The sequence below is a fragment of the Photobacterium sp. WH24 genome (assembly GCF_019204055.1).
Classification (GTDB): Bacteria; Pseudomonadota; Gammaproteobacteria; order Enterobacterales; family Vibrionaceae; genus Photobacterium; species Photobacterium arenosum.
In genome coordinates this window covers 1-14,446 of sequence record NZ_JAGSOZ010000019.1, presented here as the reverse complement: position 1 = coordinate 14,446, position 14,446 = coordinate 1, and the positions used below count along the sequence as shown (strand labels likewise).

Below are 14,446 nucleotides of genomic sequence, written 5' to 3'. Positions count from 1 at the left end.
ACGGGTCAGTTTTTCCAGAAAGCCGGGAATGCCAGTACCAGTACCGTCAGGATCTCTAATCGACCCATCAGCATGCCGAGGCTGAGGATCCATTTGGCGGCATCCGGCAGGGAGGCGAAATTACCTGTCGGGCCAATAATAGCGCCCATGCCCGGCCCCACATTGGCCACGGCTGTGACTGAGCCGCTGATACTGGTGATCGGATCTAATCCCAGCATCGCCAGTAATGCGGCAATAATGATGATGGTCATAATAAAGGTCAGGGCGAAGGCCACCACAGAGCGGACAATCGCATCTGTGACCGGTCTTTGATTATACCGCTGAATAAACACCCCTGACGGGTGGATCAGCTGCATCAGCTGTTTGCGCAGCAAGGCGATGGCAACCTGAAAACGGAACACTTTGAAGCCGCCAGCAGTCGATCCTGAGCAGCCGCCGACCAGCATCATGAAGGCAAATACCACGGTCGGAAATGCGCCCCAGGCGGTAAAATCTTCCAGCCCGAACCCTGTCGTGGTGATCACGGAAACGATATTGAACATGGCTACCCGAATGGCATGACTGAAATCATACCCATCCTGCCAGCACAGCCAGAGAGCGACCATCAGGCTGACTATCAGGACAGTGACCGTGTACCCCCGGACCTGCGCGTCCCGCAGCAATGAAGCCGGCTGCTTTTTGCGCAGCATCTGCACAAAGAGCAGAAACGGCAACCCGCCGGCAAACATAAACACAACGGCTATCCAGTGCGCTGCCGGTGAGAAGTGGTTCATCGAGCCGTCTGAGGTGGAATAACCACCGGTTGATAAGGTGGTGAAAGCATGGTTGACCGCATCGAAGGTATTCATGCCCGCTGCCATATAGCCGAGAATACACAGCCCTGTCAGACTGAGATAGACGGTCACTATGTTGGAGGCTACGTTTTTGGTACGCGGGGAACTTTTCTCCGACCAGTCTGAGGATTCAGTCTGGAACAAGCGCATTCCGCCAACGTTGAGCATTGGCAAAATGGCCACCCCCATCACGATAAAGCCGATCCCGCCCAGCCATTGTAAGGTGGAACGCCACAGCAGAATGCTGGGGGCCATGTCATCGAGCCCGCTCAGTACCGTTGACCCTGTCGTGGTGATGCCCGACATGGTTTCGAAATAGGCGTCGGTAAAACTGATGTGGTTAATCAGCATAAAGGGCAGCGCGGCAAACGCACTGGCGACAGTCCAGACCAGAGTGGTCAGCAGGAACATGTCCCTGACCCCGAGCTTGAAATCTGTGACTTTGCCGAAGGTCAGGCAAGCAAATGCCACGATATGGGTAATGATGACTGCGGTTGCAAAATCAATGAAACCGCCCGAACCGGTCAAAAATGCCAGAATGGTGGGCAGGTACATAAAGAGGGCGATCTTGGACAAGACCAGCCCTATGACAAAGATGATCGGACGAAGATTAACCATAGCTGCTCAGAGGAAGAATGGACTGGGCTGGAACAGACGTTCTACATCCGGGATGTACTTCTTGTCGACCAGGAACATGACCACGTGGTCGTCCTGTTCAATCACGGTACGGTCATGAGCAATCAGTACTTCTTCACCGCGCACTATGGCGCCAATAGTGGTGCCCGGCGGCAGCTTGATATCCCCTATGGCTTTGCCAACCACTTTCGAGGTGCTGGCATCGCCGTGCGCTATGGCCTCAATCGCTTCTGCCGCTCCGCGCCTCAGCGAGGAAACGTTGACGATATCGGCTTTACGCACATGGGTCAGCAAGGCAGAAATCGTGGCCTGCTGCGGCGAAATCGCAATATCGATGGTGCCGCCCTGCACCAGATCGACGTAAGCGCCGCGCTGGATTAGCACCATCACCTTCTTGGCACCCATGCGTTTGGCCAGCATGGCCGACATGATATTGGCTTCGTCATCGTTGGTGACGGCGATGAAGACGTCTATCTGCTCGATATGCTCTTCGCTCAGCAGTTCCTGATCAGAGGCATCACCACAGAAGACTATGGTGTTGGTCAGCATTTCCGATAAGCTTTCCGCCCGCTGCGGGTTGTGCTCAATCAGCTTCACGCTGTAGCTGTTCTCCAGCCTTTTCGCCAGACCGGCACCTATGTTACCGCCCCCGACTATCATCAGCCGCTTGTAGGGTTTTTCCAGTCGCTGCAGCTCACTCATCACTGAACGGATATGGTTGCTGGCGGCGACAAAAAATACTTCATCATCGGCTTCGATAATGGTGGTCCCCTGCGGACGGATAGGCCGGCCCTGACGGAAAATTGCCGCGACACGGGTATCGACGTGCGGCATGTGCTCACGCAGTGCGGACAGTGCATTACCGACCAGTGGGCCGCCGTAATAGGCTTTTACCGCCACCAGCCCAACTTTATTATCGGCAAAGCCCACCACCTGCAGCGCCCCCGGATAGGCAATCAGGCGTTCGATATAACCTGTCACCAATTCTTCCGGCGCAATCAGGTGATCGACCGGCACTGCGTCGGTATGGAACAGCTGATGTTTTTCTTTGAGGTATTCCGGTGAACGGATACGGGCCACCCGGTTCGGGGTATTGAACAGAGAAAAGGCGATTTGACAGGCAATCATGTTGGTTTCGTCAGAATTGGTGACTGCGACCAGCATGTCTGCGTCCTGCGCGCCGGCATCCCTGAGGGTGCGGGGATGGCTGGCATACCCCTGCACTACCCGCAAATCGTATTTGTCCTGCAATTCGCGCAAGCGTTCAGGGTTGGAGTCGACAATAGTGATGTCATTGTTCTCGCCAACCAGGTTTTCTGCCAGCGTACCGCCGACCTGGCCTGCGCCAAGAATGATAATTTTCATAGCTGATGCCTGATGAGTGTTCTCAGATCCTTGCTGTTTGTCGTTAGGGTACACTGAGTTGGCGAGAGAAGCAGCAATTTCAACCCGTTTGCACAAAGACTTAACCTTGCTTTGCGGAATACGCAGAGACTTCTCTCACCACGGGATCAGACCGTCAGGCGTTTCTCCAGCACCGCGTAATAGAAGCCGTCCATGTCCTCTTCACCTGGCAGGATTTGGCGCCCTGGCGCATCAGGGGTGCCGTTCTCTGTCCCTTCGGCCAGCACAGCGTCTGGCGTGCGCGACAGGAAGGCTTTCACTTGCTCGCGGTTTTCCTGCGGCAGGATGGAGCAGGTAGCGTACACCAGCGTGCCGCCCGGTTTCAGCTGTTGCCACATGGCATCCAGAATTTCTGCCTGCAGGGTCGCCAGTGCCGCAATATCGTCGGCGCGGCGCAGCCATTTGATGTCCGGATGGCGGCGGATCACCCCGGTTGCCGAACACGGTGCGTCGAGCAAAATCCGGTCAAAGGCACTGCCCTGCCACCATTGCTGCGGGTAACGGGCATCGGCGCACAATACTTCTGCGTCCAGTTGCAAGCGCTGCAGGTTGTCTTTGATTCTCAGCAGGCGCTGCTCATCACAGTCGATGGCGACGACACTGGCGCCCGGCTCGCGCTCCAGAATATGGGCGGTTTTGCCGCCCGGCGCGGCGCAGCAGTCAAGGATCAGCTCGCCGGCCTGTGGCTTGAGGTAATCGACCGCCAGCTGTGCGGCGGCATCCTGCACTGATACCCAGCCATCGGCAAAACCCGGCAGCAGCTGAACATCGCAGGCGCGCTCCAGTTTCAGCGCATCGCCGGCCTGTGGATGTACAGTCGCTCTGATGTCTGTGCCGTCCAGCAGGGCCAGGTACTGATCCCGGCTGTGGTGACGGCGATTCACCCGCAGCCACATCGGGGCTTTAGTGTTGTTGGCGGCGGTCACAGCGTCCAGTTGCGTCGGGTAGTGCTCGCGCAACAGCTTGAGTAACCAGCCTGGATGGCCGTATTTACCGGCATCATGGCTCATCGCTTGCTGATCCAGCTCTTCTTGCTGACGCTGATAGTTACGCAAAATAGCGTTGATCAGGCCACGCAGCTGAGGCTTTTTCAGTGTCTTGGTTGCATCGACTGTCTCGGCCACGGCGGCATGCGCTGGTATGCGCATATACCCGAGTTGGTACAGACCGACCAGAATCAAATGATGAAACACACGTTGTTTGCCTTTCAGCGGCTTGTCCATCAAGGATTGAGTGACAGATTCCAGGCGCGGCAGCCAACGCAGCACGCCGTAGCAGATTTCCTGCAGCAGGGCGTGGTCACGGGGTTTGATACCCTGTTGCGCCGCCGGCAGAGCAGTAGCAAGCGATTGGCCCTGATCCACCACCTGATAGATCACCTCGGCCGCAGCAGCTCTTACATTCATGATTGAATTCCTGACTAGATGAGCTTATGACAGTTTACTGACTGCCATGGTTGCCGCGTGAGCGGCGAATGAAAAAGCCAGCGCAACAGCAAATCTGCTGTTCACTGGCTAACAAACGTTTGCAGGGGCACGGCTGTTTACAGCACGGCACCCGGGGTAAACCACTCGCGGCGTGAGTTCAGCAGATCCTGGGCTGCCATGGCTTTCTTGCCCGGCGGTTGCAGTTGTACCAGACGCAATGCGCCTTTTGCGGTGGCAACCACTATGCCATGTTTGTCGGCTGACAAAATGGTGCCGGGCGCCTGGCCCTGGTTATCGGCTTCCACTTCGGCCTGCCAGACTTTGACGTTTTGCTCTGCCACGGTAAAAAAGCTCATCGGCCATGGATTGAAGGCGCGAACACAGCGCTCAATCGTTTCGGCGTCCATGGTCCAGTCGATTTTCGCTTCTTCTTTGCTGAGTTTTTCTGCGTAATTGGCACGCTCGTCATTTTGTTTTTCCGCCACGGCACGGCCTGCGGCGATATCGTCCAGGCAGCTCAGCAGGGTGTCCGGTCCCAGTTCGGCCAGTTTGTCGTACAGGCTGGCGCTGGTATCTGTTGCGGCAATCGGCAGTGAGGCGATTTTCAGCATGTCGCCGGTATCCAGACCTTCATCCATCTGCATGATGGTGACACCGGTTTCGGCATCCCCCGCCCAGATAGAGCGCTGGATCGGCGCTGCTCCCCGCCAGCGCGGCAGAATCGAGCCATGGACATTAATACAGCCCAGACGCGGGGTATCCAGTACCACTTTGGGCAGGATCAGGCCGTAGGCCACCACTACCATGAGGTCGGCATTCAGGGCGGCCAGTTCCTGCTGGGCGGTTTCATCGCGCAGGGTTTTCGGCTGGTAAACCGGGATATGCTGCTCCAGCGCCAGGTGTTTGACCGGGCTGGCGGTGAGTTTCTTACCACGACCGGCAGGCTGATCCTGACGGGTGTAAACGGCTATAACCTCGTGCTGTGAAGATAATAACGCCGCCAGATGACGGGCGGCGAAATCAGGCGTACCAGCAAATACGATACGTAAAGGTTGGCTCAAGATAACCTCGGCTTCTTAGACTTGCTCTTGGTAGCGCTTCATTTTTTCCAGCTTTTTCTGGATACGCTGGCGCTTGAGAGGTGACAGGTAATCAACGAAAAGTTTACCGGCCAGGTGGTCCAGCTCGTGCTGTACACATATAGCCAGCAGATCGTCGGCTTCAAAAGTGTATTCCTTGCCGTCACGGTCCAGTGCGTGCACTGTGACTTCCGCGGCGCGGGGAACCAGCGCACGGGCGCCAGGTACCGACAGGCAACCTTCTTCGATGCCGTCTTCGCCGCGTTTTTCCAGGATTTCCGGGTTGATCAGCACCATGGGCTGGTTGCGTTCTTCCGAGATATCAATGACAACGATTCGCTGATGAATATCAACCTGTGTGGCCGCCAGGCCGATACCATCTTCGTCATACATAGTGTCCAGCATGTCATCGACGATTTTCTGGATTTCAGGCGTGACCGCTTCGACTGGCTTGGCGACAGTACGCAGGCGATCATCAGGGAAAGTTAACACGTTTAAAACAGACATAGATTCCCGTAAATATTGACGTATAAAAAAGGACAATAGCTTATTTGCTCTAATTCTAGTCATTTTCATCATCAAAGAACAGCTTTCGACGCCTTTGTCTGCCGGACAACCGGCTGTGATACCGGCCGTCAGTACCATTACCGGTACGATGAAACCCGAATCTGAAAGCGAGAATTCTGCCGCAAAGATCCAATCATCAAATAGTCACAGACGTCTTTGCCTGACAAGCTGCAGTATGAGTGTAGCGAGAAGGGATTATTGACGATGCGTATGTGTGTATGGCTGAGTGTGTTGTGGCTGTCGACGCTAACGCCGGCCGTTGCCGGATTCGGGTTGCCGGGGCGTTTAGTAACCGCCGAGCAACTGGGATTAGCCCCGAGAGTGATACCTGTGATGAACGGGCGTCAATACCTGACCCACGAAGATGAACTCCTGGTCAAAGAAGTGCTCGAGAATGGCAGTACCTGGCATATCTATCGTCCGACGCGGGCATTTAGCACGACTGAACCTTCCTATCATTCCGCCGCCGATGTGTGGGGTATGCTGCCGGTGGCCAGCGTCACAGTGGTGACCAATGATGATCAGGGCAGCCGGCTGGCCGTTACCGCAGGGATGCAGGAAATCCGCCCGGGTGATCGCCTGCTCAGGCCCACGGCTCCCCATTCAGCCGAGCAGTCCGATGTCCCTCCGAAGGCTGTCAGAGTGCTGGGAGGTTTGCAGGACCACCATTATATGCAGGACTGGCTGGTGCTGGATCACGGCGCGGAGCACGGTCTGGAGCCCGGTCAGCGCTGGCGGATTGAGCATCAATTGCTGGGACAGCGGCTGGTGGCCGATGTGGAAATTGGCGACACCCTTGACCAATTCAGCCTCGCTCAGGTCATTAGCAGTCAGGGTCCGATAAAAATCGGCGATATCGCTAAACGCATTGATCGCGAACATGAGTGACAGGGAAGACTGGCTGGCACTGGCGGCAGTGCCCGGCTTGGGCGGACAGCGGATCCAGCAATTGTTAGAGCAGGCCACAGTGACTGAGATTCGCAAAATGCCCGAATCGCACCTGATGGCAATGGGGCTCAAAGGGTCGCAAATCTCCCTGTTGCGCCAGCCGGACAGCAAGCGCTTGCAAGAAGCTCTGCGCTGGTGCGAGCAGGATAATCAACAACTATTAGTATTAAGTGACCCGGCTTATCCTCGCTTGCTCAAGGAAATCAGCTCACCGCCGCCTGTCCTTTTTATTCGTGGAGAACCACATTGGCTCTGTGAACCGCAACTGGCGATTGTCGGCAGTCGGCATGCCAGTCTTGACGGCCGTGAGGCGGCACGGGAGTTTGCCGCAGCTATGGTGGCAGCGGATTATGTGGTGACCAGTGGCCTGGCGCTGGGGGTCGATGGTCACGCCCATGACAGCGCACTGAAAAATGGCGGTGCGACTGTGGCGGTGCTGGGCTCTGGCCTGGGACGCATCTACCCCGCGGCCCATCGGGAACTGGCGGGTCTGATTGCGGAGCAGGGAGCCCTGGTCTCCGAGTTCTGGCCGTCAGAACCCCCCAGACCGCAGCATTTTCCCCGCCGCAACCGCATTATCAGCGGACTGTCCGTCGGCGTTCTCGTGGTGGAGGCCGCACTCAAGAGCGGCTCGCTTATCACAGCACGCTATGCGCTGGAGCAAGATCGCGATGTGTTTGCACTCCCCGGCTCTATTTATGCACCAGGCAGCAAAGGCTGTAACGCGCTGATCAAATCCGGTGCTAAACTGGTGGAAAGCCCGGTCGACATCTTTGAGGAGGTTGGCGCACTCACCCACTGCGCAAAAAGTAGTCAAATGAGCGTATCGCTGCCACATCCTGAAAATGAGCAATTGCCATTTAATGCGGTGTTGGCTAACGTAGGCAATGAAGCAACACCCGTAGATGTGGTTGCTGAACGTTGTGATCAACCTGTCCATGAAGTAATGACGCAATTGCTGGAGTTAGAATTGCAAGGGGTTATCACTTCAGTGCCCGGTGGCTATATCAGATCGAGGAGGGGCTAGTCATGATGGATATACTCATGTACCTGTTTGAAACCTATATTCACAGTGACGCTGAATTAATGGTAGATCAGGACGAACTGTCCGAAGAATTGCTACGCGCAGGATTTCACCAAGAAGATATTTATAAGGCTCTGAACTGGCTAGAGAAACTTGCAGCGCTGCAAGATACCGACCACACCCCTTATATGAACACCAGTGCGGTAACCTCGATCCGTGTTTATACACAGGATGAGATGAATCGTCTGGACGTTACTTGTCGTGGTTTTCTGACTTATCTGGAACAGATCCATGTACTGAGTTCTGACACTCGGGAGATGGTGATAGACAGAGTTATGGAACTGGAAACGACAGAATTTATACTCGATGATCTGAAGTGGATTATCCTGATGGTGCTGTTTAATGCGCCAGGCAATGAAAGTGCTTACAGCCAGATGGAAGAACTACTTTATGGTGCAGAGGACGGCTATCTTCATTAATTGCGACATAACAGAAGCGAAGGCCTGAGGTATGGCCAGTAAAATTAACCCTGAGCTGTTTTCCCACCAGGTTCACCAAGAGACGCCCTGCCCTCAATGCGGGGCGGCTCTGTTAATGCGCCATGGAAAACACGGTCCCTTTTTAGGTTGCAGCGCCTATCCGGTCTGCGATTACATCAAACCGCTGCATCAGAATGATGGTCATATAGTTAAAGAGCTGGGCGTACCTTGCCCCGAGTGTCAGCATGAGCTGGTCCTGCGCCAGGGACGCTACGGTATGTTCATCGGCTGCAGCAATTACCCAGAATGTCACCATATAGAAACGCAAAATGCGCCACCTGCAGAACCGCAACAGCATACTTGGTTATGTCCTGAATGCGGCACTGGCCATCTGGTGAAGCGTAACAGTCGTTACGGCAAGGCGTTTTATGGCTGTGATTGCTATCCCAAGTGTAAATTTGCCGTCAATGCGCAGCCCGTTGCCGGAGAATGTGAAGCCTGTGGCTATCCGTTGCTGGTACAAAAAAAGCTCGCCAACGGTGAGAAACACCAGTGTGCTAACCGTAAGTGCCAGCATATCCAGTCGTCCTGATCTGGCGGCCTTTCCTTTGGAACAGCTGCTGTTAAGTCTGGATGACTCGTTGAAAGGACGCAGACAGCTCATGCCGCCTGCGTATAAAGGTTTAGTTGCGGTATTGCTGCAGGGCCGGGAAAGTGTGAGGGTTTAAGATCTCTGCCAGCGAAGCAAGGCGCGATTCCAGCTGGCTGTTGTTGTTGGCGCAGACATTGATATGCCCCATCTTGCGCCCCGCGCGTTTTTCCTTGCCATACCAGTGAATATGGCAGCCCGCCATGGCCAGCAGGTCTTCAGGCAGGGTGTCTTCCCCCAGAATATTGATCATAGCAGTGTGACGAATCAAATCCGTGCTGCCCAGTGGCAAGCCGCACACCGCCCGTATATGGTTTTCGAACTGACAGGTTTCCGCGCCCTGCTGGGTCCAGTGTCCTGAATTGTGCACCCGGGGAGCAATTTCATTCACCAGCAGTTGGCCTTGTACATCAAAGAATTCCAGCGCCAGTACGCCGACATAATCCAGGCTGTCCGCAACTGCGGTGAACATCTCTTTGGCTTGTTGTTGCAGCTCAGGGCAATGGATTGCGGTAGACAGGCTCAGTACACCATCGGTGTGCACATTTTCTGCTAACGGATAGACAGCAATGTCCCCGTTTTTGCCACGGACACCCACTAAAGAGACTTCACGATCAAAAGGCACGAACTGTTCAGCCACAATAGCCTGAGTCGGGGTGGAGGCAATGCATTGTGCCATTTCCGGCCAGATAAGATCAGCATCGGCGGAATCTTTCAGCCGCCACTGGCCTTTGCCGTCGTAGCCGCCCAGGGCACTTTTCAGCACCATAGGGACACCGACATGTGCAATGGCGGTGTTTAAGTCGTCGCGGCTTTGAATCACAGTGTATAGGGCATTTTTTACGCCGGCCTTATCCAGCAAGGCTTTCTCAATGCGTCGATCACCACCGGCTTTGATCGCCGCTGTCGCCGGCAGGAACTTTCCGCTTTTCTCGCAAGTATCCAGGATATCATGCGGGATATGCTCGAACTCTGCGGTGATGACGTCGCACTGGGCAATCGCGCTATCCAGTCCGTGGCCGAGCACGGTTTGCGTCAGCGGGTGCATTATGTTTTCACTGTTTACGTCGTAGGCGATAACATCAATATTTAACGGGGCACCAGCCAGTGACATCATGCGGGCCAGCTGCCCGGCACCTAAAACCAGAACCTTTTTCATTATCATGCGTCCTCAGACGGATCTGGCTGGCTCAGCACTGTGTCAGTCTGCTCTTTGCGGAAGGCATCTATCGCTGCCATCACGCCGGCATCCTGAGTGCCTATGATTTGTGCTGCCAGTAAACCGGCATTGGCCGCGCCCGCTTCACCAATGGCCAGTGTTCCTACCGCAACACCTTTTGGCATCTGAACAATCGACAGCAGCGAGTCCATGCCTTTCAGCGCACGTGACTGCACAGGTACGCCAAGCACCGGCAGGCTGGTGAAAGCGGCGGTCATGCCCGGAAGGTGGGCGGCACCGCCAGCCCCTGCAATAATCACTGAAATGCCGCGCTGGTGAGCGGTTTCGGCGTATTCGGCCAACAGGTGCGGAGTCCGGTGTGCGGAAACAACTCTGGTTTCGTAGGCAATATTGAAGCGATCCAGCATCTCAGCTGCATGTTGCATGGTTGGCCAGTCAGATTTTGAGCCCATGATAATACCGACTTTCATCCCGAACTCCTTAGGGTTATGTTAATCAGGCAAGAGGGTTTGCCGCGCATTATACGGAGATTTTTCCTTAAGGAAAACGTTTGCGTCGCGGTCTGGGGCGTAATTGATGCAGTTCGCTGAGATTGAGTTAAAATAACGACCCAGAGAATAACAGCCGTCGCCAGCGGGTCTGGTGCGGTATCAAGCCATTGAGGACAGTGTGGATAATTTAAGCCAAGTGGTCACCGCGTTACAGCAAGGTGAAGTGATAGCCTATCCGACAGAAGCCGTCTTTGGGGTGGGTTGCGATCCCGATAATCCGGAAGCGGTTGCCAGGCTGCTGGCTCTGAAGCAACGGCCGATAGAAAAAGGGCTTATTTTGATCGCAGCCGATTATGCCCAGCTGGCGCCCTATATAGATGACAGCCAGCTTACCGATGAGCAGAAAGCGCGCATATTGGCCACCTGGCCGGGTCCGGTGACCTGGGTCATGCCAACCAAACCCCAGGTACCGGCCTTTCTGACCGGGCAATTCACCACCATTGCGGTTCGGGTGACGGACCATCCGCTGGTGCAGCAGCTGTGCCGTGAATTTGGTAAACCGCTGACCTCGACCAGCGCGAATCTGACTGGCGAACCGCCTTGCCGGACAGTTGATGAGGTGGTATCCCAGTTGGGCGATCACCTGAGTACCATCCTGCACGGTGAAACGGGCGGCCGTGACAATCCGTCTGAAATTCGCGATGCTGCCACAGGGCACATTTTTCGACAGGGATAACTTACGCATGCAAGACGTTAACAAACACGCCGTGAAGGCGTTCTTACTGGAGCTGCAAGATACCATCTGCCGGGCACTTGAAGCGCAGGATGGTCAGGCCAGCTTTGTCGAAGACAGCTGGGAAAGAGAAGAAGGTGGTGGCGGCCGCAGCCGGGTGTTGCGTGATGGTGCAGTTTTTGAGCAGGGCGGCGTCAATTTCTCCCATGTTTTTGGCGCCCAGATGCCGGCTTCGGCAACAGCTCACCGGCCTGAACTGGCAGGACGCCGCTTTGAGGCGATGGGAGTTTCTCTGGTGATCCATCCCAAGAATCCCTATATCCCGACGTCTCATGCCAATGTCCGCTTCTTCATTGCCGAAAAAGAGGGCGAAGATCCGGTCTGGTGGTTTGGTGGCGGCTTTGACCTCACTCCCTTTTATCCGTTTGACGAAGACTGCCGTCACTGGCATCAGGTGGCCAAAAACATATGTGCGCCTTTCGGCGATACTGTTTATGCCGATCATAAAGCCTGGTGTGATAAATACTTCTTTCTGCCACATCGTCAGGAAACCCGAGGTGTCGGCGGCTTATTCTTTGATGATCTCAATCAGTGGGGATTTGAAAAGTCCTTTGCTTATATGCAGTCGGTGGGTATGGGTTTTCTGGATGCTTATCTGCCTATAGTGGACAAACGCTGCCCTACCCCTTACGGTGAGCGTGAACGTCAATTCCAGCTATATCGCCGTGGCCGTTATGTCGAATTTAACTTGGTGTATGACCGTGGTACCTTATTCGGCCTGCAAAGTGGCGGGCGCACTGAGTCTATTTTGATGTCTATGCCTCCTCTGGCACGGTGGGAGTATTGCTTTCAGCCAGAGCCAGATTCACAGGAAGCCCGCTTGTGCGATTACCTGACTCCCCGAGACTGGTAGTCCGGCGCCGGTGAATATTAAGTAAGTGATTAAGTGATAAGGAAGACACAGCAGCCATGAATCAGGCCAAGGATAAATATGTCGTATTCGGTAATCCGATTGCTCAGAGCAAGTCACCGTTGATTCATACCCTGTTTGCGCGTCAAACAGCACAAGACATGGTGTATGAAGCCCGGCTGGCACCTGTGGAGGGTTTTCAGGCTGCCGCGGATCAGTTTTTCTCTGCCGGAGGGCGTGGTTGTAATATTACTGTGCCTTTTAAAGAGCTGGCTTTTACCTATGCCACACAACTGACAGAACGGGCGCAATTGGCCGGCGCCGTGAATACGCTGAAGAAACTGGATGATGGCGGTATTCTCGGGGATAACACGGATGGTGAAGGTCTGGTGCAGGATTTACTGCGAAATCAGGTTGCAATCCAGGGGAAGCGCATCCTTCTTATAGGAGCAGGAGGTGCGGCGCGTGGTGTCATTTTGCCTTTGCTGGCACAGGCCCCTGCCAATCTGGTGATTACCAACCGAACCTTTACCAAAGCAGAAGAATTGGCCGCCATGTTTGCCGCTTATGGCGAGGTTGCGGGTATGGCATTGGGTGATCTGGCTGATGCGCCGCATTTCGATGTGATCATCAATTCGACCTCTGCCAGCCTGAGCCAGTCGCTGCCGGGGATTCCTTCTTCCCTTATTCATCCTGAAGTAGTGTGCTACGACATGGTTTATGGCCAGGAGCAAACGACATTTAATCAGTGGGCAGAGACATTAGGAGCCCGCCAGGTGATTGATGGCTTGGGTATGCTGGTGGGTCAGGCTGCCGAGAGCTTTATGCTGTGGCGAGGCATGCGGCCCGGTACCGAACAGGTACTGCGCGAGTTGCGTCGTACTTTACAGGCAAAGTAGAGAATTCTATGAATCAAGATATTTTATTTGCCGACTTGCAGAGCTGGGACAGTGAGCGCCAGGCGGTGTGTTTCCCTGCACAGCAGGCCGGAGCGTTAATTCGTTGCTGGGTCAGGTTGGACTGGTTAGAAAAGAAAGCCGATATGGCACTGACTGACGAGGCGGCCATTTTAGCCGCCTTTGCCGAGTACCGTTTTGATCTTGAAGAGCTCGCCGAATCTTCGATTGACGAAGAAAACTTCAATCAAGACGGCGAAATCATGATTGGCTGATCTTATTCTCTTCCAGATACTCGTCTTTTAGTCGGACATAGTTATCGGCTGATTGCGGAAGAAATGCTAATTCAGCATCGGTTAATGGCCTCGCCTGTTTGGCGGGGCTGCCGACATACAAATAACCGCTTTGCAATACCTTGCCTGGCGGCACTAAAGTCCCTGCCCCGATAATCACATCATCTTCGATCACTGCCCCATCAAGAAGAATAGCGCCCATCCCTATCAGGATCCGGTTACCCACCCTGCAGCCATGGAGCATAGCTTTGTGGCCAATTGTCACATCATCGCCAATAATAAGAGGATGGCCATCAGGGTTGCTGTTGCTTTTTCGGGTGACGTGCAAGACAGTCCCATCCTGTACGTTGGTACGCTCTCCTATCTTGATATGGTTTACGTCACCCCGTGCTGCCACCAATGGCCAGATACTGCTGTGGTCGGCCAAGTGAATATCTCCTACCAGTACGGCTGATGGGTCGATATAGACTTCTTCGCCTATTGTGGGAGTGATTCCTTTATATGACCGGAGTGAGTTTTGCATCTGGTTACCTCGATTATCTGGAGCAGGATTACTGAGTCTCGGAACTTCTCCGGTGTTTATACCACCAAAACCACAGGGGGTTGTGTGAATCTTGGTCGCTTGGGCGAAAATGACAAAATTATTTCAACTTAGCTATTGCCAACGTGATCGAACTCTCTATAATGCCGCCTCACTGACACGGCAGAGCAGCAAAACTGAAACGCTAGGCAGTGTAAGCGGTTAGAAAAACAAATTGAAAAAAGTGTTTGACACTTCACTTCGATTGGTTAGAATGGCCGCCCGTTTCGAGAGATTAATCACAAAGATTTATATCGAAACAAGCTCTTTAACAATTTGACCATGCAATCTGTGTGGGCACTCGACAATGATACAGT

General features: G+C 54.2%; 16 protein-coding genes. 8 read left to right on the top strand and 8 right to left on the bottom strand.

Annotated features, from left to right (window positions below):
• Nucleotides 1–5 precede the first annotated feature (5 nt).
• The 5 genes from KCG43_RS18190 to def form a co-directional block, all read right to left on the bottom strand.
• Nucleotides 6–1,451: a TrkH family potassium uptake protein gene (locus KCG43_RS18190; protein WP_218386708.1), complete on the bottom strand. Its 1,446-nt coding sequence runs from the start codon at nucleotides 1,449–1,451 to the stop codon at nucleotides 6–8.
• 6 nt (nucleotides 1,452–1,457) lie between these two features.
• Nucleotides 1,458–2,888 (bottom strand): Trk system potassium transporter TrkA, encoded by a 1,431-nt coding sequence (gene trkA, locus KCG43_RS18185; RefSeq protein WP_327078759.1) that lies wholly within the window; start codon nucleotides 2,886–2,888, stop codon nucleotides 1,458–1,460.
• A gap of 92 nt (nucleotides 2,889–2,980) precedes the next feature.
• The gene (gene rsmB / locus KCG43_RS18180; protein WP_218386705.1) at nucleotides 2,981–4,279 is read right to left on the bottom strand and encodes a 16S rRNA (cytosine(967)-C(5))-methyltransferase RsmB; all 1,299 of its coding nucleotides are present in this window, start codon (nucleotides 4,277–4,279) and stop codon (nucleotides 2,981–2,983) included.
• A 137-nt stretch (nucleotides 4,280–4,416) separates the two neighbouring features.
• Complete coding sequence (gene fmt / locus KCG43_RS18175) at nucleotides 4,417–5,361, bottom strand: methionyl-tRNA formyltransferase (RefSeq protein WP_218386702.1); 945 nt, start codon at nucleotides 5,359–5,361, stop codon at nucleotides 4,417–4,419.
• Nucleotides 5,362–5,376: 15 nt separating this feature from the next.
• Complete coding sequence (def, locus tag KCG43_RS18170) at nucleotides 5,377–5,886, bottom strand: peptide deformylase (RefSeq protein WP_218386699.1); 510 nt, start codon at nucleotides 5,884–5,886, stop codon at nucleotides 5,377–5,379.
• A 264-nt stretch (nucleotides 5,887–6,150) separates the two neighbouring features.
• Here def and KCG43_RS18165 point away from each other — a divergent pair, with 264 nt between their 5' ends.
• The 4 genes from KCG43_RS18165 to KCG43_RS18150 are packed head-to-tail and all read left to right on the top strand — an operon-like array spanning nucleotide 6,151 to nucleotide 8,989.
• Nucleotides 6,151–6,834, top strand: a complete 684-nt coding sequence (locus KCG43_RS18165; RefSeq protein WP_192017619.1) for a hypothetical protein — start codon at nucleotides 6,151–6,153, stop codon at nucleotides 6,832–6,834.
• Nucleotides 6,827–7,921, top strand: a complete 1,095-nt coding sequence (gene dprA, locus KCG43_RS18160; RefSeq protein WP_218386697.1) for a DNA-processing protein DprA — start codon at nucleotides 6,827–6,829, stop codon at nucleotides 7,919–7,921. Before KCG43_RS18165 ends, dprA begins: the two co-directional genes overlap by 8 nt.
• A 2-nt stretch (nucleotides 7,922–7,923) precedes the next feature.
• Nucleotides 7,924–8,397 carry a DUF494 family protein gene (locus tag KCG43_RS18155; RefSeq protein ID WP_027251705.1) on the top strand — a complete coding sequence of 158 codons (474 nt, stop codon included), beginning with the start codon at nucleotides 7,924–7,926 and terminating at the stop codon, nucleotides 8,395–8,397.
• A 31-nt stretch (nucleotides 8,398–8,428) separates the two neighbouring features.
• Nucleotides 8,429–8,989: a type I DNA topoisomerase gene (locus KCG43_RS18150; RefSeq protein WP_192017617.1), complete on the top strand. Its 561-nt coding sequence runs from the start codon at nucleotides 8,429–8,431 to the stop codon at nucleotides 8,987–8,989.
• A 91-nt stretch (nucleotides 8,990–9,080) separates the two neighbouring features.
• On the opposite strand, the gene KCG43_RS18145 is transcribed toward KCG43_RS18150, so the two are convergent.
• A complete protein-coding gene (locus KCG43_RS18145) occupies nucleotides 9,081–10,205 on the bottom strand; it encodes a 5-(carboxyamino)imidazole ribonucleotide synthase (protein ID WP_218386694.1) in 1,125 nt (374 codons plus the stop codon).
• Nucleotides 10,206–10,207: 2 nt separating this feature from the next.
• Nucleotides 10,208–10,696 (bottom strand): 5-(carboxyamino)imidazole ribonucleotide mutase, encoded by a 489-nt coding sequence (gene purE / locus KCG43_RS18140; protein ID WP_027251702.1) that lies wholly within the window; start codon nucleotides 10,694–10,696, stop codon nucleotides 10,208–10,210.
• Between the two features lie 199 nt (nucleotides 10,697–10,895).
• Between purE and tsaC the strand changes: the two genes are divergently transcribed.
• The 4 genes from tsaC to KCG43_RS18120 are packed head-to-tail and all read left to right on the top strand — an operon-like array spanning nucleotide 10,896 to nucleotide 13,531.
• A complete protein-coding gene (tsaC, locus tag KCG43_RS18135; protein ID WP_192017615.1) occupies nucleotides 10,896–11,453 on the top strand; it encodes an L-threonylcarbamoyladenylate synthase type 1 TsaC in 558 nt (185 codons plus the stop codon).
• 7 nt (nucleotides 11,454–11,460) lie between these two features.
• Nucleotides 11,461–12,363: an oxygen-dependent coproporphyrinogen oxidase gene (gene hemF, locus KCG43_RS18130; RefSeq protein WP_192017614.1), complete on the top strand. Its 903-nt coding sequence runs from the start codon at nucleotides 11,461–11,463 to the stop codon at nucleotides 12,361–12,363.
• 56 nt (nucleotides 12,364–12,419) lie between these two features.
• Entirely contained in the window at nucleotides 12,420–13,259 is an 840-nt protein-coding gene (gene aroE / locus KCG43_RS18125; RefSeq protein WP_218386685.1) for a shikimate dehydrogenase, read from the top strand.
• An 8-nt stretch (nucleotides 13,260–13,267) separates the two neighbouring features.
• On the top strand, nucleotides 13,268–13,531 hold the full coding sequence (locus KCG43_RS18120) for a DUF1488 domain-containing protein (protein WP_218386682.1): 264 nt from the start codon (nucleotides 13,268–13,270) through the stop codon (nucleotides 13,529–13,531).
• Here the strand turns inward: KCG43_RS18120 and KCG43_RS18115 are convergent.
• A complete protein-coding gene (locus tag KCG43_RS18115; RefSeq protein WP_218386679.1) occupies nucleotides 13,518–14,072 on the bottom strand; it encodes a gamma carbonic anhydrase family protein in 555 nt (184 codons plus the stop codon). The two genes, KCG43_RS18120 and KCG43_RS18115, sit on opposite strands and share 14 nt — an antisense overlap.
• Nucleotides 14,073–14,446 lie beyond the last annotated feature (374 nt).

What these genes read in the sequence shown, in the direction of transcription:
- KCG43_RS18155 (WP_027251705.1), top strand. Translation starts at nt 7,924, where the DNA reads ATGATGGATATACTCATGTACCTGTTTGAAACCTATATTCACAGTGAC.
- KCG43_RS18145 (WP_218386694.1), bottom strand. Translation starts at nt 10,205, where the DNA reads ATGAAAAAGGTTCTGGTTTTAGGTGCCGGGCAGCTGGCCCGCATGATG.
- KCG43_RS18120 (WP_218386682.1), top strand. Translation starts at nt 13,268, where the DNA reads ATGAATCAAGATATTTTATTTGCCGACTTGCAGAGCTGGGACAGTGAG.
- KCG43_RS18150 (WP_192017617.1), top strand. Translation starts at nt 8,429, where the DNA reads ATGGCCAGTAAAATTAACCCTGAGCTGTTTTCCCACCAGGTTCACCAA.
- KCG43_RS18165 (WP_192017619.1), top strand. Translation starts at nt 6,151, where the DNA reads ATGCGTATGTGTGTATGGCTGAGTGTGTTGTGGCTGTCGACGCTAACG.
- aroE (WP_218386685.1), top strand. Translation starts at nt 12,420, where the DNA reads ATGAATCAGGCCAAGGATAAATATGTCGTATTCGGTAATCCGATTGCT.
- KCG43_RS18115 (WP_218386679.1), bottom strand. Translation starts at nt 14,072, where the DNA reads ATGCAAAACTCACTCCGGTCATATAAAGGAATCACTCCCACAATAGGC.
- def (WP_218386699.1), bottom strand. Translation starts at nt 5,886, where the DNA reads ATGTCTGTTTTAAACGTGTTAACTTTCCCTGATGATCGCCTGCGTACT.
- hemF (WP_192017614.1), top strand. Translation starts at nt 11,461, where the DNA reads ATGCAAGACGTTAACAAACACGCCGTGAAGGCGTTCTTACTGGAGCTG.
- KCG43_RS18190 (WP_218386708.1), bottom strand. Translation starts at nt 1,451, where the DNA reads ATGGTTAATCTTCGTCCGATCATCTTTGTCATAGGGCTGGTCTTGTCC.
- rsmB (WP_218386705.1), bottom strand. Translation starts at nt 4,279, where the DNA reads ATGAATGTAAGAGCTGCTGCGGCCGAGGTGATCTATCAGGTGGTGGAT.
- purE (WP_027251702.1), bottom strand. Translation starts at nt 10,696, where the DNA reads ATGAAAGTCGGTATTATCATGGGCTCAAAATCTGACTGGCCAACCATG.
- dprA (WP_218386697.1), top strand. Translation starts at nt 6,827, where the DNA reads ATGAGTGACAGGGAAGACTGGCTGGCACTGGCGGCAGTGCCCGGCTTG.